The organism is Streptomyces sp. NPDC001339, from assembly GCF_042895955.1.
Lineage (GTDB): Bacteria > Actinomycetota > Actinomycetes > Streptomycetales > Streptomycetaceae > Streptomyces.
The window spans coordinates 233,738-257,849 of sequence record NZ_JBIAWT010000005.1 but is presented as its reverse complement, the minus strand read 5'-3'; the positions used below and the strand labels follow the sequence as shown (position 1 = coordinate 257,849).

Below are 24,112 nucleotides of genomic sequence, written 5' to 3'. Positions count from 1 at the left end.
GATTCACTAGCCGCCGACTGTGGCATCGCCCACGTGGACCGTCAATAGCCGACTTCCGTCAGATGGCATTCACCCCGGCCAGCCAGCCGCCATCGATGACGAACGGCTGCCCGGTGATGTAGGACGAATCGTCGGAGGTCAGGAAGAGCGCGAGCCGCGCCACCTCCTCCGGCTTCCCGGCCCTCCCCAGCGGCACGAGCTTGCGGTACAGCTCGTCGAGGGCCCGGGAGCTCTCCTCGGCGTCCGCCTCCGGGTCCAGTCGCGCCGGGTTCGACATCGCGGTGTCGATCGCGCCGGGACACATGGCGTTGACCCGTATCCTCCGGCGGGCCAGCTCCAGGGCCGCGACCCTCGTCAGACCCACGATGGCGTGCTTGGTGGCGGCGTACGCACCCACGTACGCCATGCCCGTGACACCCGCGTACGAGGCGGTGTTGACGATGGAGCCTCCCCCGGCGGCGGCGATCTCGGGCGCGACGGCCTTGATACCGAGGAACGTGCCGACCTGGTTGACCTGGATGATCCGCTGGAACTCGTCGAGGGGGGTGCCGACCAACTCGTTGAACCGCAGGATGCCCGCGTTGTTGACGAGCCCGTCGACCTTCCCGAACGCCTCCTTGGCCGCGGCGACGGCGGCCGCCCACGCGTCCTCGCGACCGACGTCGAGCGGGACGTAGCGCGCGCCGGGCCCGATGTCCTTCGCGACGGCCTCCCCCTGCTCGTCGAGGACATCGGCGAGCACCACCTTCGCCCCCTCGGCCGCGAAGAGCCGCGCCTCGTGCTCCCCCTGTCCGCGTGCCGCACCGGTGATGAGCACGACCCGCCCGTCCAGCTTGCCCACGAACGCCTCCTCGTCGACTGGCCGCCTGCCCATCGGTCCGCCTGCCCATCGGTGTCGGTCAGCCGGTCAGCCGGCTGGTCAACCGGTCCGCCGGTCAGTCGGCCAGCCGGTCAGCCGGTCAGCCGGCCGGTCAACCGGTCAGTTGTGGAGCTGTGGAGCGATGTCGGTGGCGAACGCCGCCATCTGGTCCGTCAGTTCGCCGCGACTGCGGCTGCGGAACCGCACCTGGATCTGCGTCACCCCCATCGCCGCGTACTCCCGAAGCGAGTCCGCGATGCGTTCCGGCCGCCCGGCCAGGGTTCGCCGCCCGACCTCCCACGCCGGCTCGCCGACGTACAACGGCTCGACGAGGGCGCCGATCACCGCCGGCTCCGCGATCCCGGCGGCCTCCCGCAGCCGCCGGAGCCGGGTGATCTGTCCGGGCAGCTGCTCACGCCGGTCGCCCTGCGGCAGCCAGCCGTCCCCGCGCTCCGCGGCACGGCGCAGGGCGGCCGGCGAGGAGCCGCCCACCCAGATCGGCGGCCGCGGCGCCTGCGCGGGCCGCGGGGCCTGCCCCAGCCCCTCGAACGAGAACCGCTCCCCCGCGAACTCCGGGAACTCCGCACCGCCCAGCGCCGTTTTCAGCGCGTCGACGGCCTCGTCCAGTACGGCCCCCCGCCGGGCGAAATCCACCCCCAGCGCCTCGAATTCCTCCCGCACATGCCCCGCGCCGACCCCGAGGATCAGCCGCCCGCCGGAGAGGTGGTCGAGCGTGGCGTACTGCTTGGCCGTGATCAGCGGATGCTTCAGCCCGACCACCGCCACATGGCTCAGCAGCCGCACCCGCTCCGTCACGGCCGCCAGGTGTGCCAGCGTGGCGACCGGGTCGTACCACACCGTGCTCATCGCCTCGGCCAGCCGCCGGGGGATCGCGATGTGCTCGCAGCAGGCGATATACCCGAACCCGTGGCGATCGGCGGTCCGTGCGATCTCCACCAGGTCGGCGGGCCCGGCGGCGACCTCCCAGCTCTCGGCGTAAAGGGTGCTCTGCGACTGCACCGGAAGCTGCATCCCGTACATCAGCCGCCCGCCATCGGGCCGCCATACGCGGCCAGGGCCTATGTCGTCGCCGCGGTCGCCCGTGCCGGTCATGTGCCCTCCAGTCGCCCGCCCTCGCCGTCACGACCCACGTAACTGACGGGCCGTCACACAACCCTTGGCGATACATGGTCGCGGCCGACGAGCCATCCGGCAAGGGCACCGCCCCGACCCGAGCGCCGCCCGCGGGCACCGAAAAACCATTCGACAGGAGCAGACGGCCACCCTTACGTTGTCCGGCATGCACTTCCTTCAGATCTACGGCTGACACGCCGCCGCCGAGGGCGCCCGACGCCCCCGCCGTCCCGCACGCACCCAGGCACGCCCTGAGCGCGACCGGCTCTGCTGCCGTGTCGCGCGGCGCCGCCCGGGTGGTCGGGTTGCCGCACTCCCTCCCCTTGTCAGCCGTAGCTCCACATCAAAGGAAGTCCAGTGATGTCCCGTAAGACGCGCCGTGCCCATATCGCCATGATCGGCGCACCCATGATCAGCCATGTGCTGCCCAGCCTGGAGATCATCCGCGAGCTGGTGGCCCGTGGCCATCGCGTGACGTACGCCAACACCGACCACGTCGCCGAGGTGATCGCCCCCACCGGCGCCGAACTGGTCCGCTTCACCTCCTCCCTGCCGGTCGCCACCAACGACTGGCCAGAGGACCCCATCGCCGCCTCCGCACTCTTCCTCGACGACGCGATCGACGTCCTGCCGCAGCTGCGCGCCGTGTACGACGACGACCCCGCCGACCTCTACCTGTACGACATCGCGGCGTACGCCGCCCGCGCGCTGGCCGAGTCGCAGGGGCGCGACCTCGTTCAGCTGTCCCCGACGTTCGTGGGCTGGGAGGGCGCCGCGGAGGAGTTCGCCGCGATGATGGCCGGGCTGCCGGGGGTCGATGACTACCGGGCGCGGTTCGCCGCGTGGCTGGAACGGTGCGGTGCCGTCACCACCGACGTGGACGCGTTCTCCGGCCGCCCGCCGCGGGCGCTGGCGATGATCCCCCGGGCCATGCAGCCGAACGCCGACCGGGTCGACACCGACGCGGTGACGTTCGTCGGCCCGTGCCTCGGCTCCCGTGCGGAGCAGGGCGACTGGACCCGGCCCGCCGGTGCCGAGAAGGTGCTGCTGGTGTCGCTGGGTTCGGCGTACACCCGGCAGCCGGAGTTCTACCGGCAGTGCGTGCGGGCCTTCGGGGATCTGCCGGGGTGGCATGTGGTGCTGCAGATCGGCAAGTACCTCGACCCGGCGGAACTGGGGGACGCGGTTCCGGCCAACATCGAAGTACGGTCGTGGGCACCGCAGCTGGCGATACTCGAGCAGGCCGATGCCTTTGTGACGCATGCCGGAATGGGGAGCTCCAGCGAGGGCCTGTACACCGGAGTGCCGATGATCGCGGTTCCGCAGGGCGCCGAGCAGCCCATGAACGCCGACCGGCTGGTCGAGCTGGGCGTCGCTCGCCGGATCGACACCGCTGACGCGACGGCGGAGGCCCTGCGAACGGCGCTGCTGGAGCTCACCGGCGATCCGCGGGTCGCCGCGCGCTCGGCACAACTGCGGGCCGAGGCACGCGCCGAGGGCGGGGCTCAGCGGGCCGCGGATCTGCTCGAGGAGCGACTGGGCTGATGCGCTGATGCGGGGAGTGCCCCACGGATCCGTCCGTGGGGCACTCCCAGTCCGCGGAACCTCGCCTCCGCCTTCCCTGGGGCCCTTCTGATGGATCTCCGCGGCGTCAGCAGGGCCCTAGCCCCGCCCCAGCACCACCGTCCCCGACGAGCAGAACCAGCCGCCGGTGCCCGAGGCGACCGCGAGCTGCGGCAGCGTGCCGTCCGCCCTCCGGACCTGGCGGTCCGGGCCCGCCTCGCCACGGAGCTGGCGCACCGCCTCAACCAGCAGGAAAAGCCCCCGCATTCCAGGGTGGCAGGCGGCCAGCCCGCCACCGTCGGTGTTGACCGGCAGCTCGCCGCCCCGCAGCAGCCGACCGTTCTCGACAAACGCACCGCCCTCGCCCTTGTCGCAGAATCCCAGGTCCTCCAGCGTCACCAGAGTCATATACGTGAAGGCGTCATACAGCTCGGCGACATCGATCTCGGCGGGGCGGACACCCGCGCGGGCGAAGGCGAGGCGCCCGGAGACCGCCGCCGGCGAGACGGTGAAGTCGTCCCACTCGGACATCGCCGCGTGGGAGATCGCGGTACCGGAACCAAGCACCCAGACCGGCGACTTGGCCAGGTCGGGGACGTACTCCTCGGCGACCAGCAGGACCGCGCAGCCGCCGTCGGAGCGAACGCAGCAGTGCAGTTTGGTGAACGGGTCGGCGATCACCGGCCCGGAGAGGACCTCGTCGACGGTGATCGGGGCGCGGTACAGGGCATCCGGGTTGGCGGCCGCGTTGGCTCGCGCCTGGACAGCGATCTGGGCCAACTGCTCCAGCGTGGTGCCGTATTGGTGCATATGGCGACGGGCGGCCATGGCGTACTTGGCGATCAGCGTGTGCCCGTAGGGGACCTCGAACTGGAGCGGCCCACGGGCGCCGAAGGAGAGGTTGGCAGTGCGCCGCCGGGCCTTGAGGTCGGCGCGGGCGGTGGAGCCGTAGGCGAGGAGTACGGCGTTGGCGTGGCCGGCCGCGATCGCGTCGGCGGCGTGTGCGGCCAGCACCTCCCAGGTGGAACCGCCGACCGAGGTCGAATCGACCCAGGTGGGGCGGAGGCCCAGGTACTCGGCGACCTCGATGGGGGCGAGGGTGCCCAGGCCGGCCGAGGCGAAGCCGTCGATCACGGACCGGTCCAGACCGCTCTCGCCGAGGGCCCGGCGGGCGGCCTGGGCATGCAGGGCGTACGGGGTGGCCTCGTCCACGCGGCCGCAGTCGGACAGGGCCACTCCGGCGACGGCGACCCTGCGCGCCCCGGACGTCACTGAAGACATGGGCATGGGCACAGACATGGGCATGGGCATGGATCTGACGGTACATCGGATGCGCGGGCTTCAGGTGGGCGTGTGGAACTAGGAAAGTGCCATTTTCCCGCCTAACATGACGGCCCGTCAGTTAGTTCAGATGCCCCGAGACGGTCCGTCCGGATTCGGAAGGAACGGACGGGCGTGGTCGTACGGCCGGGAGGAGCCCGCCGATGGATGCCGCGTTCACCGAGGAGCAGCACGGAATCCGCCGCACCCTGCGCGATCTGCTGCGCGGACACTGCGGCCCGGACGAGGTGAAAGCGGCGGTACGCACCCCACCGGGCTACGACGAGCAGTTGTGGCATCGGCTCGCCGGGCACCTCGGACTGCCCGGCCTCGCCCTGCCCACCGCTTACGGAGGGGTGGGCTGCGGCCCCACCGAACTCGCCCTGGCCTGCGAGGAGACCGGCCGCGCCCTGCTCCCCTCGCCCCTGATCGCCACCGCCGCGCTGGCCGCCCCGCTGATCCTCGCACTGGGCAGCGAACGCCAGCGCGGCACGCTGCTGCCGGCTCTCGCCTCCGGCGAGCTGACCGGCACACTCGCCGTACCGGGTGGCCGGCTGGCCACCGCGCTCGCCCTCACCGGGGCGAACGACGGCGACTGGGCGGGCGGCGGACGAGCGGGTGGGATCCAGGCCCGGATGACGGAAGACGGCTGGCGGCTGTACGGGGAGGCCGGGCAGGTGCTGAACGGGCACACCGCGGACATCCTGCTGGTGGCCGCGCACACCGGCGGCTTCGTACGCGGCCGCACCCTGCTCTTCGTGGTACGCGCGGACGAAGCCCCGGGACTGCTACGGGTCCGGCAGACCCCGCTGGACGAGACCCGCCCTCAGGCGCGGATCCAACTTCGGGAGGTACGGGCCGAGTTGCTGGGCGAGGAGAAGAGACGGCGGAACGGTCCGGGCAACATCCCGGGCAACGTCCCGGGGAACAGCCTGGGGAACGAGCCGCGGGACGGTGGCGCGACGGCCGTGGCCGCGGCACTGGCCGCGACCGGTGCGGTCGCCGCCGCGGCGCTGGCCGCCGAAGCCGTCGGGGCGGCCGATGCGGCACTCACCCGCACCGTCGCCTACGTCAAGGAGCGCGAGCAGTTCGGCCGGCCCATCGGCTCCTTCCAGGCGGTCCAGCACCGGCTCGCGGATCTCTACGTGGCGCTGCAGGCGGCGCGCTCGGCGGCGTACTACGCGGCGTGGTCGGCGGGACGCGCAGAGCCCGGCGTGGGTGCGCTGGCGCTCGCACAGACGCTGGAGGCGCTGCGCGCGGTGGCGGGGGAGGCGGTGCAGCTGCACGGCGGCCTCGGCTTCACCTGGGAGCATGCGGCGCATCTGTACTTCAAGCGTGCGGCCTGCGACGAGCTGCTGCTGGGCCCGGTCCACCGGCTGCGGGCGCGGGCCGCCGAGGAGGCGGGGCTGTTCGCGGGCGCAGGCGCGGGACAGGGTTCGGGACCGGGCGCAGGCGCGGGTACGGGCGCGAGACAGGGTTCGGGACCGGGCGCAGGCGCGGGTACGGGCGCAGGACAGGGACCGGGCGCCGGCGTGGGACGGGGCGCCGCGTGATGTCACCGACTCGGCGGCTGGTGCAGAAGATCTCCGCAACCCGTACGTTCGCCCGGATCGCCCCGCACGTCATCCCCGCGCTGGACCGCGCGGTGCACCGGCTGACCCACGGAAAGGTGCTGCTCAGCGCCCGGATGCTGCCAGGGGTGATACTGACCGCGACCGGTGCCCGGAGCGGGCGGCCGCGGCGCACCCCGCTGGCCTGCGTGCCGGAGGAGGGCGGCAGCTGGCTGCTGGTCGGCAGCAACTTCGGGCGGCCCGGACATCCGGCCTGGACCGGCAATCTGCTCAAGAACCCCGAAGCGGAGATCAATTGGCGGAGCCAGGACATTCCCGTACGGGCCCGGCTGCTGACCGGTGAGGAGCGAGCGCGGGCGTGGCGGACGGCGCTGGAGTTCTGGCCTCCGTATGCCGCGTATCAGGCACGGGTGGAGCGGGAGATCCGGCTGTTCCGACTGGAGCGGCTGGAACGGCGCTGACCGGCCCTGACCGGCCCTGACATGCGCAACGGGCGCCCCCGGACGAGAGGCACCCGTTACATGTGATGCATGCTGTATGGCAGGACAGACACCGGACCGATGGCGAACCGGCCCGGATGCACCGGGACTTGGAGGCGCGGCTACCGCTCGGCCGCTTCCTCGGCTGCGTGCTCGGTTTTTCGGTTACTCGGTTACTCGCTGGTTGTGCACCGGCCGCTCCGATACGTGATCGGCCGCTCGGCCGGCTACTTGCCGGTGACACCGGCCGCACCGGTTACCCGGCACAGACACCCGCACGGATGCCGGCGGCGGCAGCAACACTGGTTGAGCCGGTTACTTGGTCGGCTTCTTGCCGGTGACGCCGTAGTGCACCAGCAGCGCCAGGTTGGGCTTGAGCTCGGCCTGCTTGACGCCCCAGCTCTGGAAGCCCTTCTGGTGCCCGGCGACCGCCGCCAGCATGGCGACGATCGAGCCGGCCATGGCTGCCGCGCTCACGTCCTTGTCGATCCTGCCCTTGCTCTGGAGCTCCTGAATGGACTCCGTGAGCGAGTTGGTGACGGCATTGAGGATCTTCATGCGGATCTTGTAGAACCGCTTGTCACCCTCGGCCGCACCCAGGTCGACGACGCGCAGAATGGCGTCGTTCCTGCGCCAGAAGGAGAGGAAGCCGTCAACCAGGTCCTCTGCCGTCTGCCAGCCGGATTTACCCGCCCAGGAGCGGCCGGCGACAAGATCGGTCAGAGAGGCACCCTCTTTGGCCATCTCCTCCGCGATTTCGAGGACGGCTCCTTCGACGTCGGGGAAGTACTGATAGAACGTAGCGGGTGAAGTCCCCGCTTTTCGGGCCACATCGATGACCTTGACGTCCCGGTAGGGGGACGAACTGAGCATTTCACTGAGGCAGTCGAGAAGCTTCTGCCGCGTCGCCTGTCCACGGCGGCCGGCAACTCTGCCGTCAACGGTTCGCACTTGTCCTGTCATGCCGTCAGCTTACCGAGGGGTGATCGGAGCGCGATCTGGCTGCCTGCAAATGGGGATGCGGGAGTTAGGGGCCCGGAAGCCCCACGAGTGCGCTGGTGGCGCCCCTGCTCACGGCGGCAAACCGGCCGCCCCGGCTTGGTCCGAACCGGTGAATGCCTTTATCAACAGGCTGTGGACAACTTCGGTGGATAAGCGATCGCTATCCGTGCGGTGCGCACCGTAATTTCCCGCACGGTAAATACTTGAACGGGGCCATCAGTTGGACGTCGGGAGCCGGAAACCCGGAGTCCGAATCCCGGGAGCGCGGAATCGCTCGCTCCCGCCCGGAGCGCGGAATCACTCAGGGCTCCCGCCCCCGCCCCCGCGCCCCACACGCGAATCCGCGACCCCCGCCGGGCAGATCACACAAACCGGCGCTAGCGTGGACATATGGCCGCCGCGGCAGCCGTCAGTGAACGCTGCCCGGACACCATCAGCCCGACTATCACGGCGCCACGCCACGCCCCATCCCGCCGAAGTGGCGCTCGACAGCGCAGAATTGATCCGTACTGGACGGTACCGAACCACTGGACGGCACTGAACCGCCCCGCACGGCGGTGAACGGGCGGGGCACGGACCAGGGCAGGAACCAAGGGGCACGGGAAGGGCGCGGGCGGAGGCGACGGGGGAAGGGGGAAGGGGGAAGGGGGAAGGGGGAAGAGAGCCGGGCAGAGGTGGGCCAGGGACGGGCAAGGTCGGCGCCGCAGGAGTCATAACCGGCCGGTAACCCCTGACAACTGCGCAACGGCGGACGGATCGGAGCACGTCAGACAGGGTGGGGTTACGTCGGGTAACGGGCCCGGTACGGGGAACGACGGGCATGCCATGACACGACGGACGGGCCCCGGGTTCGCAACCGTCGGCTCGGCCAGGAAGAATCAGCACGCGTACGGCCGGTTCGGCCAGGCGGTGAGACGCTGCACGGGGCAGTGGCTCTCGGCGGCTCGCGGCTGGTGAGAGTCTCTTTTTTACGCCCCACGGGGAGGTGGCAGGCAAGTGGTGGAGCAGCAGCTGAAGGCGCTGACGCAGCACGATCCCCGGCGGATCGGGCCGTTCGAGGTGCTCGGCCGTCTCGGGGCCGGCGGCATGGGCCTGGTCTATCTGGCCCGCTCGGCGTCCGGCCGGCGCGTGGCGATCAAGACGGTGCGCACCGAGCTGGCCGAGGACCAGCTGTTCCGGGTCCGCTTCACGCGCGAGGTCGAGGCGGCCCGCGCGGTCAGCGGCTTCTACACCGCGGCGGTGGTCGACGCCGACCCGCGGGCGGCGGTCCCCTGGCTCGCGACGGCGTACGTCCCCGCACCCTCCCTGGAGGAAATAGTCAATGAGTGCGGGCCGCTGCCGGCCCAGGCGGTGCGCTGGCTGGCGGCCGGCATCGCCGAGGCGCTGCAGTCCATCCACGGCGCCGGTCTGGTCCACCGCGACCTGAAGCCGTCCAATGTGCTGGTCGTCGAGGACGGCCCCCGGGTGATCGACTTCGGTATCGCCTCCGGGGTGTCCAACACCCGGCTGACCATGACGAACGTGGCCGTCGGCACGCCCGCGTACATGTCGCCCGAGCAGGCCCGTGACTCCCGCAGTGTCACGGGCGCCAGCGATGTGTTCTCGCTCGGCTCGACGCTGGTGTTCGCCGCCACCGGGCATGCGCCGTTCCATGGCGCCAACCCCGTCGAGACGGTGTTCATGCTGCTGCGCGAGGGACCGGACCTGACCGGGCTGCCGGACGAACTGCGTCCGCTCATCGAGTCCTGTATGCAGATGGACGCCGGCCACCGGCCGTCCCCCGCGGATCTGCAGTCCCAGCTCGCACCGCACCTCTTCAGCTCCGGCGGCGACGACAGCGGTACCGCCTCCGCCTGGCTGCCGCCGGGCGCCGTGGGGCTCATCGAGAGCCGCCGCGGCGGCCGCTCCGTGACACCGCAGGAGGCTCCGCGGGCGAGCGCGCAGCGCGGCTCCGCCGGCCGTCCGGCGCACTCCGCCCCGCCGGCCTCCCCTCCGCCCCCGCCCATGGCCCCGCCCGCAGCGCCCCCGCCCCCGATGCCGGTACCCCAGCCCGTAGCGGCGCCACCACGGCCGGAGAGCGCCCCGGCGGCCCCGGCCCCCGCCCAGGCATCGGCCTCCGCCGGCCCCGGCTGGCCCGGGAAGGTCGGCGCCGGCCCCGCCGCGCACCGCGCCGCCGACCCGCGCGGAAACCCCGGCGAGCACCCCGGTGCCCCCGGCGCCTCTGCCGGCCCCGGCGGCGCCGGTCCGGTACGTCTCGGCGGCTCACCCGCCCCGATAGGGCCGGGGCCGCGCGCCGAGGTCCGGGACCCGCAGCCGCGCGGGCAGGCCGCCGCCGCGACGAACTGGGTGCGGCCGCCCGCCACCGGCCCCGCGGCCGGTGTACCGCGGCAGGGCGCGGCCGCCCCCGGCACCCCGGTGGCCGACGGCGCCGGCACCGGCGTCGGCGCGCAGCCCGCCGCCCCGCCGGAACCGCCAGGCCCGCCCGCCGCCGAGCCGGGCCGCTGGCGCCCCTGGCGGTTCCGGATGTCGAACGACGTCTGGGGAACCCCGGTCGTCGCCGACGGTCTGCTCTACATCACGTCCTTCGAGGTCCACGCACTCGACGTGGCCAGTGGACGCCGCCGGTTCAAGACCCGTGACGTCGCCTGGTCGATGGCGGTCGCGGACGGTCGGATCCACGCCTCCGACGGTCCCAGCCTGTACGCGCTGGACGCCGTCGACGGCACCGAGCGCTGGCGGCTGAACGCCGAGGGCTGGGTCTACGCCCTCAAGGCCGACCGCGGCACCGTCGTCACCAGCACCCGCGGTGGCGGAGTCCAGGCGTGGGAGGCCGCCACCGGCGAGCTGCTGTGGGAGACCTCCGGTGTGCAGACCGAATTCGAGACCGCCGAGGCCGGGCCCGTGGTGCACAACGGCACGGTGTTCGTATGGGCCGATACGCGGCTGAAGGCGCTGGAGGCGCGTACCGGCGCCGAGCGCTGGTCGTATCCGGTCGGTGACGCGGCGGCCTGCGGCGGAGTGCCGATGCGGCTGCTGCCCGCGCCGGACGGGGTGGTCTATGTGGTGGCGGGGAGCCGGGTGCTGGCGATCGACATCGCACGCGGCGAGGTGCGCTGGCACTTCGAGGCACCCGCGGTGTTCCTGAGCCCGCCCGCGTTCGCCCCCGGACCGGCCGTCACCGGCGGCGGCATCTACCTGGCCGACTATCTCGGCACGGTCTACGCCCTGGACCCGGCGGACGGCCGCGACCGCTGGCGGATCGCCACCGAGGCCCGGCAGTCCGCCGAACCGGTGCTGGTCGCCCATGGCGCGGTCCACCTGGGCAGCGGCAAGGCGCTCTACACCCTGGACGCGGTGACCGGCACCCCGCGCTGGCGCTTCCAGGCCGGCGCGGAGATCATCGGCGCACCGGTCGTCGCGGAGGGCAGGGTGCACTTCGGCTCGGCCGACCACTGCCTGTACACGCTCGACGCGATGGGTGGCCAGCTGCGCTGGAAACTGGCCACCGGCGGAGAGATCACCGGCTCACCGGTGGCGGTCGCCGGAGTCGTCTACGCCTGCAGCAAGGACCGCTGCGTCTACGCCTTGGACGCCGCCATGGGGACGGGGCAGGCACGGAGGCCGTAGCGACGCGGAGGACTACTACTCCTGCCGCTCCGGAGGCCGTTGAGGCCCCTGAGGCTCTTGGGGTTCGTCGGGCTTCGGTTCAGGCTTCGGTTCTGGCTTCGATTCTCCGGGCCGCGGAGGCTGCTGGAGCTTCTGGGACTTCTGAGTTTTCTGGATCTGTTGAGTCTGTTGGATCTGTTGAGTCTGTTGGACCTGCTGGGCCGGTTGGACCTGTTGGATCTGCTGGGTCTCTTGGCTCTCCTGCGGTTCCTCGGGCTGTGGCGACTGCGGCCGACGGTGTTCCCTGCCCCACTCCACCGGGGGCGTAGGGGGAAACCGGTGGGACGGCAGGGTCTGCGGTGGCCCCTGAGGCTCCGGCCGCCGCGGCTGCTGAGGCTGATGCCGTGACTGCTGAGGTTGTTGCTGCCGGGACTCCGGTGCGGGGGTCCGCGGCAGCTCCTCGGTCGGCGGCGGCTCGACGACCGGCAAAGGGGCGGTCGGGGTGTCGTCCTCGTCGCCGTATACGTAGGGGTGGCCGTAACGGCCGTCGTCGTACGGCCGCTCCTCATAGCCCCGCCGGCCATAACCCCGCTCGTCATAGCCCCGGTAGTCGTAGCCCTGGTAGTCGTAGCCCTGGTCGTAGGGTCCCGGGTGGTGCGGGCGGTCGTAGTCGCGATCGTCTCCGCGGCCGTACGCCCGGCGGTTGCGGCCCCGCATGATCAGAGCGCCGAGCAACAACAGCGCACCACCGCCCAGGGCGTTGGCCACGCCGATGCCCACGCCACGGGTGCCCACCGTGAGCTCGCCCGCGGCCTGCCCCTGGCGGACCATCCACAGGATCGTGAAGCCCAGTACGACCAGCCCGGCGAGGGCGACCGTCGGCCGGGAGCGCAGCGCGACGCCGACCAGCGTGAGCAGCGCGGCGAAGGCCATCGGGAGGAGGAGCGAGCCGAAGAGCGCGGCGGCGTTGTCGGTGATGCCGTTGAACAGGTCCTCGATCCGTACATCGCTGCCGTGACGGCCGTCGTACCAGGGACGGAAGGGGCTCAGGACGGCGGCCGTCGCTCCGACGAGGGCGATCAGGGACCCGAGAACGTTGCGCACCACGGGCGTCGCCTCGCTTCGGATCGTTCTGCCGTCCTCCGTGACCGACGCTACGCCTGCCCGTCTGCGCTCGCTAGACAGATACGCCCACATGCGGCCCCATGAGATGCCCGCGGGGACACCCACCCGGGGCTTGCTAGGGTGCCGTGCACGCGTCAAGTCACGTCAACCCACAGGGTGGCGCGGCTCGGATATTTCCACGGGGGACAGCAGGCGAATGAAGACGAAGCAGCGCACAGCCATGCCTACGGGCACACGCGCGGGCACGGGTACAGGTACGGGCGTCCTCGGCGGCACCCGCAGGGGTACGAAGGCGGCGGTCGCGGCGGGACTGGCGGTGGCCACGCTCGCAACGGTCAGCGGCTGCGCCTTCGCCCGCCCCCGGGTCGTGATCCCGACCTACTACCCGACGCCCACCTCCACCCCCACCTCCACGTCCACGTCCTCCTCCACCGGCGGCTACAACCCCGACCCGTCGTACGAGCCCACCTACTCGCCGTCGCCGGCCCAGGAGACGTACGACCCGGACGGACGGTCGGACGTCTCCGGCCGCGGCTGCGACTTCTCCACCTCGCTGCGGCAGTTCACGTACACGGTCACGATCCGCAACCCGTCCTCGACCGACACCTACTCCTACGACATGGCCGTCAACTGGATGAAGGCCCGGCCGGCCGACGGCAACGCGTACGGGCTGCACGAGCGGTCGATCGTCGTGCGCCCCGGGGAATCCGAGACCTACACCGCCAAGTACACGGTCAACCAGTCCTCCATCGGGCAGTTCTGGTTCACCTGCCAGGTCACCCGGGCCCGCAAATCCCGGATGTAGCCCGGAGAGGTAATCCAGAGGGCCGAGGAGAGGGAGCGGAAGAACGGCACCGGATCAGCGGCCCCGGTGCCGTCTCCGGGAGGCGAACAGTTCCGCCTGCCGCTCCGGGGGCAGGTTGCCCAGGGCGATGAGGTGGGGGGCGTGCGCCAGGGCTTGTGCTCTGGTGGCCTCCTTGGCCGCCCAGAGAGCGCGTACGGTGCCCTGGACCGCCTCGGTCGGCTGGGCGGCGACCACCGCGGCGCGGTGCAGCGCGACCTCGGCCGCGGCGCCCGGTGCGGTCAGCTCGGAGACCAGCCCGATCTCGTACGCGCGGGGCGCGCTCAGCCGCTCCGCCGTGCCCATCAGGGCGAGCCGGGCGATCTCCCCCAGGGGCATCCGCTGCGCCATGAGGATGGATTCGTACGCGCTGACCATCCCGTAGACGGTATGCGGGTCGAAGAAGGTGGAGTTCTCGGAGGCGATGAGGAATTCGGCCTCGCCCAGGAGGTAGCAGGCGCCGCCGCAGGCCATGCCGTCGACGGCGGCGATGACCGGCTTCCACAGGTCGTTGGCCTTCGGGCCGATGGTGAGCAGGGGGTCGTCGAGGGAGTAGGGCGAGGGCGGCTGGGGGACGTCGGCGGAGCGGTCGATGCCGGTGCAGAAGGCGCGGCCGCCGGCGCCGGTGATCACCGCGGCCCGTACGGAGTCGTCGAAGCGGAACGCGCGCCAGGTGGCGGCGAGTTCCGCGGCGGTGTCGAGATCGATGGCATTGTGCCGCTCGGGCCGGTCGAGGGTGACCAGCGCGACCCCGTCCGTGATCTCCGTACGGACCGTCATGGCCGCTCCAGGAGCCAGCGGGGCACGGTCATGCCTCCGGGCATGGTGTGGAAGACGGCTTTCACCGGGGCGCCGATGCGCAGCCGGGCCGGGTCGACGGAGTTGAGGGGGGCGTCGGCGGCTGCGACGAGGTTGCCGACGAGCCGGACCCGGGGGGCGTCGGCCAGCTCCACGACGATCACGTTGTAGCCGGGCCGGGCACCGTACGCGGGCAGCAGCGGCGGGTGCGGGAGGACGTAGGACCAGATGCGGCCGCGGCCGCTCATCCGCCGCCAGTGGGCGGTGAAGGACTGGCAGTGCGGACAGCAGGGCCGGGGCGGGAAGCGGAGCTCTCCGCAGTCGGCGCAGGCCTGGATGCGCAGTTCGCCGTGCGCGGCGTACGCCCAGAAGGGCTCACCGTCGTCATCGGGGACGGGCAGCAGCAGGCCGGAGTCGGCGGCGGAGGGATTGCCGTCGTCGGGCGGGCCGCCAGCGGACGGATCGTCAGTGGCGGGCCGATTGTCAGTGGCCGGTGTCACCCTGGAGGACATGGACTCACGTGTACTCATCGACGCACCTCAACTCCTCAGCAGCAGGGCCGAGGTGGGGACGCCCTCGCCCGCGGTGACCAGGCAGGTGGTGGCGCCGGGAACCTGTGCGGTGCTGGTGCCGCGCAGCTGTCTGACGCCTTCGGTGATCAGGTTGAAACCGTGTACGTACGCCTCGGAGAGGCCTCCGCCGCCGGTGTTGAGGGGAAGCCGGCCGCCGATCTCCAGCGCGCCCCCCTCGGTGAAGGCCGCGCCCTCACCGCGCCCGCAGAATCCATACCCCTCCAGCGAGAGGGGGATCAGGGGGGTGAACGCGTCATAGATCTGTGCCACGTCGACGTCCCGCGGTCCGAGGTCGGCGCCTTTCCACAGGTGCCGGGCGGCGGTCCAGGCGGGGCCGGTGAGCGGGTCGTCGTTCCAGTAGTTGACCATGCCGTGGTGCTGGGCCGGCAGCCCCTGGGCGGCGGAGTGGATATAGACGGGCCGCCGGCGACAGTCCCGGGCGCGCTCCGCCGGGACCACGACACAGGCCAGCGCGCCATCCGTTTCCAGGCAGTTGTCGAAGAGGCAGAGTGGTTCGCTGATCCAGCGCGCGGTCATATACATCTCGCGGGTCAGCGGGCGCTCGTACATGATCGCGGCCGGGTTCTGGTTGGCGCGGTTACGGCAGGCCAGCGCGACATTGAAGAAGTGGTCGCGGGTGGCGCCGTACTCGTGCATATAGCGGCGGGCCAGCATGCCGATCTCGTCGGCGGGGCGCAGCAGCCCGAAGGGGCGGGTCCACTGCGCCGGTGTCGGCAGCTGGACCCGGGTGTTCTTCCAGGGCCGCGGTCCCGAGCCGCGTTTACGGGACCGCCAGGCGACGCCGACGCCGGCCTGGCCGGTGGCGATGGCCGCGGCAAGGTGGGCGACCGTCGCGCAGGAACCCCCGCCGCCGTAGCCGACCTTGGAGAAGTGGGTGACGTCCCCGGCACCGATGGCCTTGGCTATCTCGACCTCGTCGGTCTCCTCCATGGTGTAGGAGGCGAAGGCGTCCACCTCCGAGGGGGCGATCCCGGCGTCGTCCAGCGCCGCGACGATGGCCCGGCAGGCCAGGGCCTTCTCGGACTCGGGGAGGTGTCTGGCGAACGGAGTCTGCCCGATGCCGGCTATCGCCGTAGCGTCCTTGAGGGTCGCCCCCATCGCCGCCTCCGTGGTCGTCCGCCCGTACTGACAGCGGAGGAGGCTACCGCTAATCTGACGACTAGTCAGCTACTGCTGCCGGGCCTTCGGCGGGAGGCATGCGATGCGCGAAGACGTGGATGCGCGGGCGGATCTGCGGTACGGCACCCTCCCCGGGCTGGTGCGCGCGGCCGCCCGGCGGTACGGCCCCCGGGAGGCCGTGGCCGAGGGCCGTACCCGGGTCTCGTACGCCGAGCTGGGCGAGCGGGTGGAGCGGGCGGCAGCCGCCTGCATCGCCTCCGGCATCACGCCCGGCGACCGGGTCGCCGTCTGGGCTCCCAACACCCTCGACTGGATCGTCTCCGCCCTCGGCGCGGTGACCGCGGGCGCCGTCCTGGTCCCCGTCAACACCCGCTTCAAGGGCACCGAAGCCGCCCACGTCCTCCACCTCACCCGCACCCGCCTGCTCTTCATCACCGGCACCTTCCTCGGCACCTCGTACGTCGCCGCGCTCCGTCGCGTCCGCAGCCAACTGCCCTGCCTGGAGCAGGTGGTGGTGCTGTCGGACAGCGCACCCGAGGGGTACCGGACCTGGAAGGAGTTCCTGGCCGACGGCGACCGGGTCACGGCGGAGGAGGTGTGGCGGCGCGCCGCATCAGTGCCCTCCACCGCCCCGTCCGACATCATCTTCACCTCGGGCACGACGGGCCACCCCAAGGGCGCAGTCATCACCCACGCGCAGACCCTGCGCTGCTACGGCGTATGGAGCGCACTGGCAGGGCTGCGCGAAGACGACCGCTACCTCATCGTGAACCCGTTCTTCCACACGTTCGGCTACAAGGCGGGCATCGTCGCGTGCCTGCTGCGGGGCACGGCGATGGTGCCACAGCCCGTGTCCAGTGTGGACACGGTGCTGGCGAACCTCACCGCCGAACGGATCTCGGTGCTGCCGGGCCCGCCCGCGCTGCTCCAGTCCCTCCTCGACCATCCGGCGTGCTCCGCCCAGGACATGAGCGCGCTGCGGCTGATGGTCACCGGCGCCGCAACGGTACCGCTCGAACTCGTGGAACGGCTGCGTACGGAGCTGGGCGTGGGAACGGTCCTGACGGCGTACGGCCTCTCCGAAGCGAGTGGCCTCGTCACGATGTGCCGCCGCGGCGACGCTCCGGAGACCGTGGCCATGACATCAGGACGCGCGATCCCGGACACCGAGGTGCGAGTCCTCGCCGCACCGGACGAGCCTGGCGAGGTACTGGTGCGCGGCCACCACGTGATGCGCGGCTACTTCGAGGACCCGGAGGAGACCGCAAAGGTCCTCGACGCCCAGGGTTGGCTGCACACCGGGGACATCGGCGTGCTCGACGCGGCCGGGAACCTCCGGATCACCGACCGCGTCAAGGACATGTTCATCGTCGGCGGCTTCAACGCCTACCCCGCCGAGATAGAGCAACTCCTTTGCGGCCACCCGGACCTCGCCGAGGTCGCCGTCATCGGCATACCCGACCGTCGCCTCGGCGAGGTCGGCAGAGCCTACGCGGTACGCCGCCCCGGCTCCTCCCTCACCGCCGACGACCTGATCGCCTGGGCCCGCCGCGAAATGGCCAACTACAAGGTCCCCCGAGAGGTCGTCTTCGTCCCCGAACTGCCGCGTAATGCGGGCGGAAAGGTCCTCAAGTCGACGTTCCGCTGCGCTTAGCTAATCGCTGCGCTTGGCTGCCTTCCCACGTTGTTGGCTTTCCCGCCGTGCCTTCCGGTTTCGCCGTTGCGCCTGCGGCGGGCGTGGGTTTGTCGGGCGCGGGTCCGCTCCTCCGGACTTCGTCCTGCGGAGCGGCCCCTCCCGTGAGGGGGAGGAAAAACGGTGAGTGGGGCTGTACGCAAGTGGTCCACTGCACGCACACAAGGGATCACGTACACCCCCACCGGTCTCTTTCCACCCACCCACGGGAGGGGGCGCACCGCAGAACGAAGTTCGGAGGGGCGCACCCGTGACGTACAGCCCCGCGCAGCGGCAACAGCCCGCCGCCAGGCGCAACGGCGAGAAAGCCGAAAGAACAGCCGGCTGCCAGGCCAAAAGGCGAACAACCCCCACGGCGGGACAGCCAAAAACATCGGGAGGCTACGGCGCGTAGCGGCTCCGCAACGTCCCCTTCAGCACCTTGTTCAGCGGTCCCCCGCGCGGCAGTTCGTCGACGGTCTCCAGCTGCTCCGGCAGCTTCTGGGCCATCAGCCCGGCAGCCCGCAGATGCGCGGTCAGCGCGTCCAGGGTGGGTGGCGGGGCAGCCGGGTCGACGGGCCTGACCACCGCACACACCCGCTCCCCACGCTCGCGGTCCGGTAGGCCGATCACCGCCGCCTCGGCGACGGCCGGGTGGGTGTGAAGCAGGTCCTCGATCTCCTGCGCCGAGATGTTCTCGCCCTTGCGGATGATGATGTCCTTGAGCCGGCCGGTGAGTACCAGATGCCCGTCCGGGCGGAGCCTCCCCAGGTCACCGGTGTGGAAGTACCCGTCGGCGTCGAACGCCGCGGCGGTCAGCGCCGGATCGGTGTACCGCCGGAAGAGCATCCGGCCCTTGAGGGTCACCTCCCCGGTCTCCCCCGTCGCGGCCTCCCGCCCGTCCGGCCGGGCGATCCGTATCTCCGCACCCACGACCGGGCGGCCCACCGTGTGTGCCAGCTGCTCATCGCTGTCGTACGGCGTCCCCATCGCGATCATCGGGCACTCGGTCATCCCGTATCCGTGCACGATCGCGCACTCCAGCTCCCGCCCGGCCGCCGCATACAGCTCCGGCGGCAACGGCGCCCCGCCGCCCGACAGCAGCCTCAGCGAGGGAATCAGCGGCCCGGCCGCCCCCGGCCGCTGCCCCCGGCGGCGCCGCGACTCGTCGTGGAACGCCTGGTAGAAGGCGGTACTGCCACCGGCCATGGTGACGCCCCGCCGCCGGTAGACATCCGCCGCCCGGCCGGGCTCGAAGCTGTCCAGGATGACCGCGGGAAAGCCGCTGACCAGCATGGCGATGAGGTAGTCCGGGCCGGCGATATGCGCGTACGGGAAGGCGATCGAGCCGACGTCCTGCGCGGACATCCCCAGCGCCGTGGCCAGTCCGACCCCGCCGGCGATCAACGTGGCGTCGGTGTGCTCCACGCCCTTGGGCGACGCGGTCGTCCCGGAGGTGTGGTAGATCCAGGTCGTCGCCTCGTCGCCGTCGGACGCACGCCTCCCCTCGCCGCGCGGCGCGTCAGGCAGTCCGGCCGGATCTCCCGTCGGCAGTCCGCCCGCGACCGAGACCACCCGCACCCCGCCCCCGGCCACCTCCCGCACCATCGCGGCGTGGTCGAACCCTCGCCATACGCCCGGCACGAGGACGTACTCCGCCGCCGACTCGGCCAGGATGAAGCCGACTTCGCGCTCCCGCTGCTGCGGGATGACGGGTATCTGTACGGCTCCGAGCCGGGCCAGTGCCAGCGAGGCGACCACCGTCCCGATCCGGGTCGGCAGCTGCCAGGCCACCCGCGTTCCGGCCCCGATGCCCAGCCCGCCCAACCCGGCCGCCACCCGCAGGGCCTCGTCGCGCACCCCGTCGAAGGTGACACTCCGCCCGTCCCCGTCGAAGAACATGGGCGCTCCGCGCGAGGCCCGTGCCCGATACTCGACCAGCTCCCAGAGTGTGCGGATACGAGCGGGTTCGAACACGGCGCGCCTCCTGACTGCGGGCGGAGCGGGGGCGGGAGTGCCGCGCGACTCTAGCACCGAACCTGATGGAACGTCAGGTCGTCGGACTGTCAGGAGCGTTGAAGAGGGGCCGTCAGGGCATGTGGTTGTCCACAGGCGTCAGCGGAGCGTGGTTGTCAAAGGCTGTCAGCGGAGCATGGTTGTCCGCCGGTATCACCGGTGCGTGGTTGTCCCATATCGCCGCCGAGTGAGACTGGGCGGACTGGTCGGGCGTGTGGCCGGAGGCCGCGGCGGGCAGCGCGACGGCACCGAGCGCGAGCAGCGCGATACCGGTGGCCACAAGGCTCTTGCGTATGCGGGTCATTCCAACTCCTAGGTGAGCGGGACGGTTGCTGTTCCCGAGGCAACTGCCACTCTCGTGACAACCGGCACTCCCGTGACAACTGCCGTTCCCGAGACATCTGCTGTTCCTGAGACAACGTAGCGGCGAGCGAAGGCAGATATTCGAAACATCGCGAAAAAGAAATAAATATCGCCAGTTGCACCGCCGAGCGGGGCGTGACGGGAAGCGAAACGCGCCGCAGGGACCGGCTCTCGACAGCATCCCCTCCGTGCCGTCGAAGCCGGCCCCTGCGATCCCCCGAAAACACCCCCGTTCCCCCGGTTACCCCCCGTTTTCCCCCGAATCCCCCGATTCCCCCGTTGCTTCGATGGGCCCCGTCCCCCCTGGTCCCCTTGCCCGGGCCCGTGGGCGAACTGACGGGTGTCAGTCCTTCTGGGAAACGCCGTTGCCCGGTCCGGGCTGGTGGCTGTCTTCGCCCAGAGGGGTGGCGATGGGCTGGTGGCTGTCCATGGGGCGCAGGGTGTCGTCCTGCTCGCCCGCCTTCTTCCCCTTCTTCGCCTGCGTGGTGGCGCCGGTGGCGAGGATGGGCTGGTGGCTGTCCATGGGCAGCACGACATCCCGCTCGACCGCCGGCTTCACCTGCGTGGTGGTACCGGCTCCGAGGATGGGCTGATGGCTGTCCATGGGCAGGAGAACGTCTCGGTCCCCTGTAGCTGGGGCCTTGTTGTCGGCGTTCACTCGGATCAACTCCTGTGTGGGCGCTTACTGCTTGGTGGCCCGGCCGGCGACTCCCCCGTGGGCCGCCGGACGGGCGTAGCAACGGCCGCTCACCATAATGTGCGGCCTGGGCACCGAGCCGCTTGCCCCCCGAGGCGGCGGTTCGATGCTGATAAGAGTGGCCCGACGCGATGAACGATCGATAAACGTCGGAGTCGCCCTGTCGGGCGAACGCGCTTATGCCACCTACGCCACCGCGGTGGGCGAGAGAAGCGCCTGGACAGCGATACTTTCCGAGGACCCCAGGCGTTCAAACGTCGCCAGCGCCTCCTGCCAGCACACCCGGGCACGCCCGGTGTGGCCGATCTGGTGCAGGGCCTGCCCCAGGGTGGTGAGAATCGTCGCGCGCCAGGAGTCGCCGCCGATACCGCGCAGCGCGGTCAGCGCCTGCTCGGCACGGTTCGCGGCGGTGGCGGGGCGGCGGGCGGCGAGTTCGACCTCGGCGAGCCGGAAGTGGGTCATCCCTTCCCAGAAGCGCTGCCGGCTGTCCCTGAAGATGGCCAGCGCCGCCATCAGTTGCTCGGTGGCCTCCTCCAGGCGCATGGCCTGGGTGTACGCGAGCGCGAGAGCGTACATGCCGTTGGCGAGCCGCCGCCTGGCGCCCAGCCGGCGGTAGATCGCGATGCCCTCCTCCGCCAGCTCGATGGCGCTGTCCACCCGCCCGGTGTCCAGGTGGACGCGGGAGAGGTTGCACAGCGCGCTCGCCTCGGACTGGCGGTTCCGATCCTCGCGGAAGGCGGTGAGGGCCTGGCGGAGATAGCCCTCGGCGTCGGCGTGCCGGCGCTGGGCGTTGGCGATGATCCCGCGGTCGTTGGGCGCGAAGGACGTGACGAACGGATCCTCGCAGACGAGTCCGAGCAGCATGGCGGACTTGGCGTTCTCATCGGCCTCGTCGAGCCGTCCCCACAGCGTACGGGCGTAGGTGAGGGCGAGGTGGAACCGGGCCTCCGCGTACTGGTCCCCGGCCTCCCGGGCCGCCGCAAGCAGCTCGATGTTCGCCTGCTCGTACTGCAACGCGTCGGCGCCGGACTCGGACAGGTCCTTGGTGAGCAGCAGCAGGTCGGCGGCGCGTCGCAGGGTCGCCGGGCCGCCGGACTGCCGTGCGCAGGCGAGCAGGCACCCGGCCTCGCTGAACAGCCACTCCAGCGCCGTGGCGCGGTCGGCGAAGACGAGGCCGGGGTAGCTGGTGCTCTCCATGTGGTCGACGAGCCGGTCACCGGGACGCTCCAGCGCGTACATGCACGCCGCGGTCGCCAGGTAGAAGTCCAGTAGCCGGAAGAACGCCGCGTCCCGTTCCGACGGGGGGTGTTCGTCGCGCTCGGCGCAGGCGCGCGCGTAGAGGCGTACCAGGTCGTGGTAGCGGTAGCGGCCCGGGGCGGCGGACTCCAGGAGTGAGGTGTCCACGAGGGATTCGAGGAGCTCCTCGGTTTCCTCTATGTCCATGTCAAGTACGGCCGCTGCGGCCGCGAGCGAGATGTCCGGGCCGTCCGCCAGGCCCAGCAGTCGGAAGGCGCGGGCCTGGGCGGGCTCCAGCTGCTTGTAGCCCAGCTCGAAGGTGGCCTTGACGGCGAGGTCGCCGGCCCGGAGCTCGTCCAGCCTGCGGCGTTCGTCGGCGAGCTTGCGCGCCAGGGTGGAGACCGTCCACGTACGGCGCGCGGCGAGCCGGGAGGCGGCGATGCGGATGGCGAGCGGCAGGAAGCCGCAGGCACCGACGACGGCCATGGCGGCCTGCCGCTCCGAGGTGACGCGCTCCTCGCCCACGATGCGGGTGAAGAGCGCCAGGGCCTCCTCCGGACTCATCACGTCGAGGTCGATGAGGTGCGCACCGGCCAGGTCGATCATCCGCGCGCGGCTGGTGATCAGCGCGGCGCAGCCTTCCGTACCGGGGAGAAGCGGCCGGACCTGTGCCGCGTCCCGGGCGTTGTCCAGGAGCGCCAGCACCCGTCGGCCGGCGAGGGTGGAGCGGAAGAGGGCCGAACGCTCGGCCAGGCCCTCGGGGATGGAGGCGTCCGGGGTGCCCAGGGCGCGCAGGAAGGCACCGAGGACGGCCACCGGCTCGGAGGGGTTGTGACCGGCGCCCTGGAGGTCGACGTAGAGCTGCCCGTCGGGGAAGTGGTCGCGGGCGGCGTGCGCGACGTGGACGGCGAGGGTGGTCTTGCCGACGCCGCCGATACCGGTGAGGGCCGAGACGGCCATCACGCTGCCCTCGGCGGTGGCGAGCTGATCACCGAGTTCGGCGACGAAGGCGGCACGGCCAGTGAAGTCGGCGACGGTCGCCGGAAGTTGCTGCGGGCGCGGGACGACGGGGTCGGCGGGGTCGGCGTCCAGGCTGGTGACCGTCGGTGCGTCCAGCTCCGGGTCGGCCCGCAGGATGCGCTGCTGCAGCTCGGAGAGCGAGGCGCAGGGATCGACACCGAGCTCATCGGCGAGCAGCCGGCGGGTGTCGGTGTAGACGGCCAGCGCCTCGGCCTGCCGGCCGCTGCGGTACAGCGCCAGCATGAGCAGTTCGCGTAGTCGCTCGGCCAGCGGATGGGCGGCGGTGAGCGCGGTCAGCTCGGACACCGCGTCGGCGTGGCAGCCCGCCTCCAGGTCGAGCTCGAGGCGGCTCTCCGTGAGGGACAGCCACCACTCCTCCAGGCGCGTCCGCTGGGTCTCGGCGTACGGGCCGGGGAGGCCGGCGAGCGGCTCGCCGTCCCACAGCGCCAGCGCCTTGTCGAGGAGTCCGCGGGCCCGGCCGCGGTCGCCGGCGGCCTTGGCCTTCTCCGCCTCGGCGGCGTACTGCTCGGCGTGGTCGTGGTCCAGGGCCAGGGGGCCGTCCGCCGACCGGATCGCATAGCCTCCGGCCTCGCTGACCAGCACATCGGCATCCGGGCCGAGCGCTTTACGGAGCCGGGAGGCGTAGGTGCGCAGCGCGGCGAGTGCGGCATGCGGCGGGGTGTCGCCCCACAGGGCGTCCACCAGCTCGGACGCGGTGGCGGTACGCCCGCCGCGCAGCAGCAGTGCCGCGAGCAGCGCCCGCTGCTGCGGGGAGCCCGCCGCCAACGGCGTTGCGCCGCGCCAGGCCCGTACGGGACCGAGCACGGTGAAGCGGAGCCGCTCCCGCCCCGGACCGTCGTCCATGGTGTCCCCCTGCCTGTGCCAGATGCCTGTGCCAGATAACCGCGCGGTACACATCTTCTCGCTGTGTGCAACGGCCAGTCTGCCTTGTTGCGGGCCCTTCCGTCAGTAGGGGTCGGGACCGTGCACAAAGCCTCCTCGGCCTTTGGGGACGGAGACGGAGCGGCTCACAGAGGGGGCGCGGAGTGTCCGCCTCCGTACGCCCCTGGTCAGACGGCCATCCGCGCACCGGCTACT

Annotated in this window: 18 protein-coding genes; 6 read left to right on the top strand and 12 right to left on the bottom strand. The window is 71.6% G+C overall.

Translation table 11 applies throughout. The features are described 5' to 3' along the window. Positions 1–58 precede the first annotated feature (58 nt). A complete protein-coding gene (locus ACFY12_RS16550; RefSeq protein WP_390716810.1) occupies positions 59–841 on the bottom strand; it encodes an SDR family NAD(P)-dependent oxidoreductase in 783 nt (260 codons plus the stop codon). A 138-nt stretch (positions 842–979) separates the two neighbouring features. Then, positions 980–1,972 carry a TIGR03619 family F420-dependent LLM class oxidoreductase gene (locus tag ACFY12_RS16545; RefSeq protein WP_390716471.1) on the bottom strand — a complete coding sequence of 331 codons (993 nt, stop codon included), beginning with the start codon at positions 1,970–1,972 and terminating at the stop codon, positions 980–982. 381 nt (positions 1,973–2,353) lie between these two features. On the opposite strand from ACFY12_RS16545, the gene ACFY12_RS16540 reads away from it, so the two are divergent. Beyond that, complete coding sequence (locus ACFY12_RS16540) at positions 2,354–3,538, top strand: macrolide family glycosyltransferase (protein ID WP_390716470.1); 1,185 nt, start codon at positions 2,354–2,356, stop codon at positions 3,536–3,538. Positions 3,539–3,655: 117 nt separating this feature from the next. Here ACFY12_RS16540 and ACFY12_RS16535 read toward each other — a convergent pair whose 3' ends face one another. Continuing rightward, positions 3,656–4,843: an acetyl-CoA acetyltransferase gene (locus tag ACFY12_RS16535; protein ID WP_390716469.1), complete on the bottom strand. Its 1,188-nt coding sequence runs from the start codon at positions 4,841–4,843 to the stop codon at positions 3,656–3,658. Between the two features lie 197 nt (positions 4,844–5,040). Between ACFY12_RS16535 and ACFY12_RS16530 the strand changes: the two genes are divergently transcribed. Further along, positions 5,041–6,429, top strand: a complete 1,389-nt coding sequence (locus ACFY12_RS16530; protein WP_390716468.1) for an acyl-CoA dehydrogenase family protein — start codon at positions 5,041–5,043, stop codon at positions 6,427–6,429. Then, entirely contained in the window at positions 6,429–6,908 is a 480-nt protein-coding gene (locus ACFY12_RS16525) for a nitroreductase/quinone reductase family protein (RefSeq protein WP_390716809.1), read from the top strand. Before ACFY12_RS16530 ends, ACFY12_RS16525 begins: the two co-directional genes overlap by 1 nt. A 333-nt stretch (positions 6,909–7,241) precedes the next feature. On the opposite strand, the gene ACFY12_RS16520 is transcribed toward ACFY12_RS16525, so the two are convergent. After that, positions 7,242–7,889, bottom strand: a complete 648-nt coding sequence (locus ACFY12_RS16520) for a TetR family transcriptional regulator (protein ID WP_390716467.1) — start codon at positions 7,887–7,889, stop codon at positions 7,242–7,244. Positions 7,890–8,924: 1,035 nt separating this feature from the next. On the opposite strand from ACFY12_RS16520, the gene ACFY12_RS16515 reads away from it, so the two are divergent. Next, a complete protein-coding gene (locus ACFY12_RS16515; RefSeq protein ID WP_390716466.1) occupies positions 8,925–11,555 on the top strand; it encodes a PQQ-binding-like beta-propeller repeat protein in 2,631 nt (876 codons plus the stop codon). Between the two features lie 15 nt (positions 11,556–11,570). On the opposite strand, the gene ACFY12_RS16510 is transcribed toward ACFY12_RS16515, so the two are convergent. Next, on the bottom strand, positions 11,571–12,641 hold the full coding sequence (locus ACFY12_RS16510; protein ID WP_390716465.1) for a hypothetical protein: 1,071 nt from the start codon (positions 12,639–12,641) through the stop codon (positions 11,571–11,573). Positions 12,642–12,879: 238 nt separating this feature from the next. On the opposite strand from ACFY12_RS16510, the gene ACFY12_RS16505 reads away from it, so the two are divergent. Continuing rightward, positions 12,880–13,464 (top strand): hypothetical protein, encoded by a 585-nt coding sequence (locus ACFY12_RS16505; protein WP_390716464.1) that lies wholly within the window; start codon positions 12,880–12,882, stop codon positions 13,462–13,464. Between the two features lie 54 nt (positions 13,465–13,518). On the opposite strand, the gene ACFY12_RS16500 is transcribed toward ACFY12_RS16505, so the two are convergent. The 3 genes from ACFY12_RS16500 to ACFY12_RS16490 are packed head-to-tail and all read right to left on the bottom strand — an operon-like array spanning position 13,519 to position 15,989. Further along, positions 13,519–14,280: an enoyl-CoA hydratase/isomerase family protein gene (locus ACFY12_RS16500; protein WP_390716463.1), complete on the bottom strand. Its 762-nt coding sequence runs from the start codon at positions 14,278–14,280 to the stop codon at positions 13,519–13,521. Continuing rightward, complete coding sequence (locus tag ACFY12_RS16495) at positions 14,277–14,828, bottom strand: Zn-ribbon domain-containing OB-fold protein (protein ID WP_390716462.1); 552 nt, start codon at positions 14,826–14,828, stop codon at positions 14,277–14,279. The genes ACFY12_RS16500 and ACFY12_RS16495 overlap by 4 nt, the downstream gene beginning before the upstream one ends. Positions 14,829–14,837: 9 nt before the next feature. After that, positions 14,838–15,989: a lipid-transfer protein gene (locus ACFY12_RS16490; RefSeq protein WP_390716461.1), complete on the bottom strand. Its 1,152-nt coding sequence runs from the start codon at positions 15,987–15,989 to the stop codon at positions 14,838–14,840. 103 nt (positions 15,990–16,092) lie between these two features. Here ACFY12_RS16490 and ACFY12_RS16485 point away from each other — a divergent pair, with 103 nt between their 5' ends. Continuing rightward, positions 16,093–17,664 (top strand): FadD3 family acyl-CoA ligase, encoded by a 1,572-nt coding sequence (locus ACFY12_RS16485; RefSeq protein ID WP_390716460.1) that lies wholly within the window; start codon positions 16,093–16,095, stop codon positions 17,662–17,664. Positions 17,665–18,084: 420 nt separating this feature from the next. Here ACFY12_RS16485 and ACFY12_RS16480 read toward each other — a convergent pair whose 3' ends face one another. From ACFY12_RS16480 to ACFY12_RS16465, 4 genes are all read right to left on the bottom strand, one after another. Then, positions 18,085–19,659 (bottom strand): class I adenylate-forming enzyme family protein, encoded by a 1,575-nt coding sequence (locus ACFY12_RS16480; RefSeq protein ID WP_390716459.1) that lies wholly within the window; start codon positions 19,657–19,659, stop codon positions 18,085–18,087. 112 nt (positions 19,660–19,771) lie between these two features. After that, positions 19,772–20,002, bottom strand: a complete 231-nt coding sequence (locus tag ACFY12_RS16475; protein WP_390716458.1) for a hypothetical protein — start codon at positions 20,000–20,002, stop codon at positions 19,772–19,774. Positions 20,003–20,404: 402 nt separating this feature from the next. Further along, the gene (locus ACFY12_RS16470) at positions 20,405–20,665 is read right to left on the bottom strand and encodes a hypothetical protein (protein ID WP_390716457.1); all 261 of its coding nucleotides are present in this window, start codon (positions 20,663–20,665) and stop codon (positions 20,405–20,407) included. 279 nt (positions 20,666–20,944) lie between these two features. After that, positions 20,945–23,878: a BTAD domain-containing putative transcriptional regulator gene (locus ACFY12_RS16465; RefSeq protein WP_390716456.1), complete on the bottom strand. Its 2,934-nt coding sequence runs from the start codon at positions 23,876–23,878 to the stop codon at positions 20,945–20,947. Positions 23,879–24,112 lie beyond the last annotated feature (234 nt).

Coding starts and splice junctions, on each gene's coding strand:
- ACFY12_RS16490 (WP_390716461.1), bottom strand. CDS start 15,989: ATGGGGGCGACCCTCAAGGACGCTACGGCGATAGCCGGCATCGGGCAG.
- ACFY12_RS16505 (WP_390716464.1), top strand. CDS start 12,880: ATGCCTACGGGCACACGCGCGGGCACGGGTACAGGTACGGGCGTCCTC.
- ACFY12_RS16520 (WP_390716467.1), bottom strand. CDS start 7,889: ATGACAGGACAAGTGCGAACCGTTGACGGCAGAGTTGCCGGCCGCCGT.
- ACFY12_RS16465 (WP_390716456.1), bottom strand. CDS start 23,878: ATGGACGACGGTCCGGGGCGGGAGCGGCTCCGCTTCACCGTGCTCGGT.
- ACFY12_RS16530 (WP_390716468.1), top strand. CDS start 5,041: ATGGATGCCGCGTTCACCGAGGAGCAGCACGGAATCCGCCGCACCCTG.
- ACFY12_RS16545 (WP_390716471.1), bottom strand. CDS start 1,972: ATGACCGGCACGGGCGACCGCGGCGACGACATAGGCCCTGGCCGCGTA.
- ACFY12_RS16470 (WP_390716457.1), bottom strand. CDS start 20,665: ATGGACAGCCATCAGCCCATCCTCGGAGCCGGTACCACCACGCAGGTG.
- ACFY12_RS16475 (WP_390716458.1), bottom strand. CDS start 20,002: ATGACCCGCATACGCAAGAGCCTTGTGGCCACCGGTATCGCGCTGCTC.
- ACFY12_RS16540 (WP_390716470.1), top strand. CDS start 2,354: ATGTCCCGTAAGACGCGCCGTGCCCATATCGCCATGATCGGCGCACCC.
- ACFY12_RS16485 (WP_390716460.1), top strand. CDS start 16,093: ATGCGCGAAGACGTGGATGCGCGGGCGGATCTGCGGTACGGCACCCTC.
- ACFY12_RS16535 (WP_390716469.1), bottom strand. CDS start 4,843: ATGCCCATGTCTTCAGTGACGTCCGGGGCGCGCAGGGTCGCCGTCGCC.
- ACFY12_RS16495 (WP_390716462.1), bottom strand. CDS start 14,828: ATGAGTACACGTGAGTCCATGTCCTCCAGGGTGACACCGGCCACTGAC.
- ACFY12_RS16500 (WP_390716463.1), bottom strand. CDS start 14,280: ATGACGGTCCGTACGGAGATCACGGACGGGGTCGCGCTGGTCACCCTC.
- ACFY12_RS16525 (WP_390716809.1), top strand. CDS start 6,429: ATGTCACCGACTCGGCGGCTGGTGCAGAAGATCTCCGCAACCCGTACG.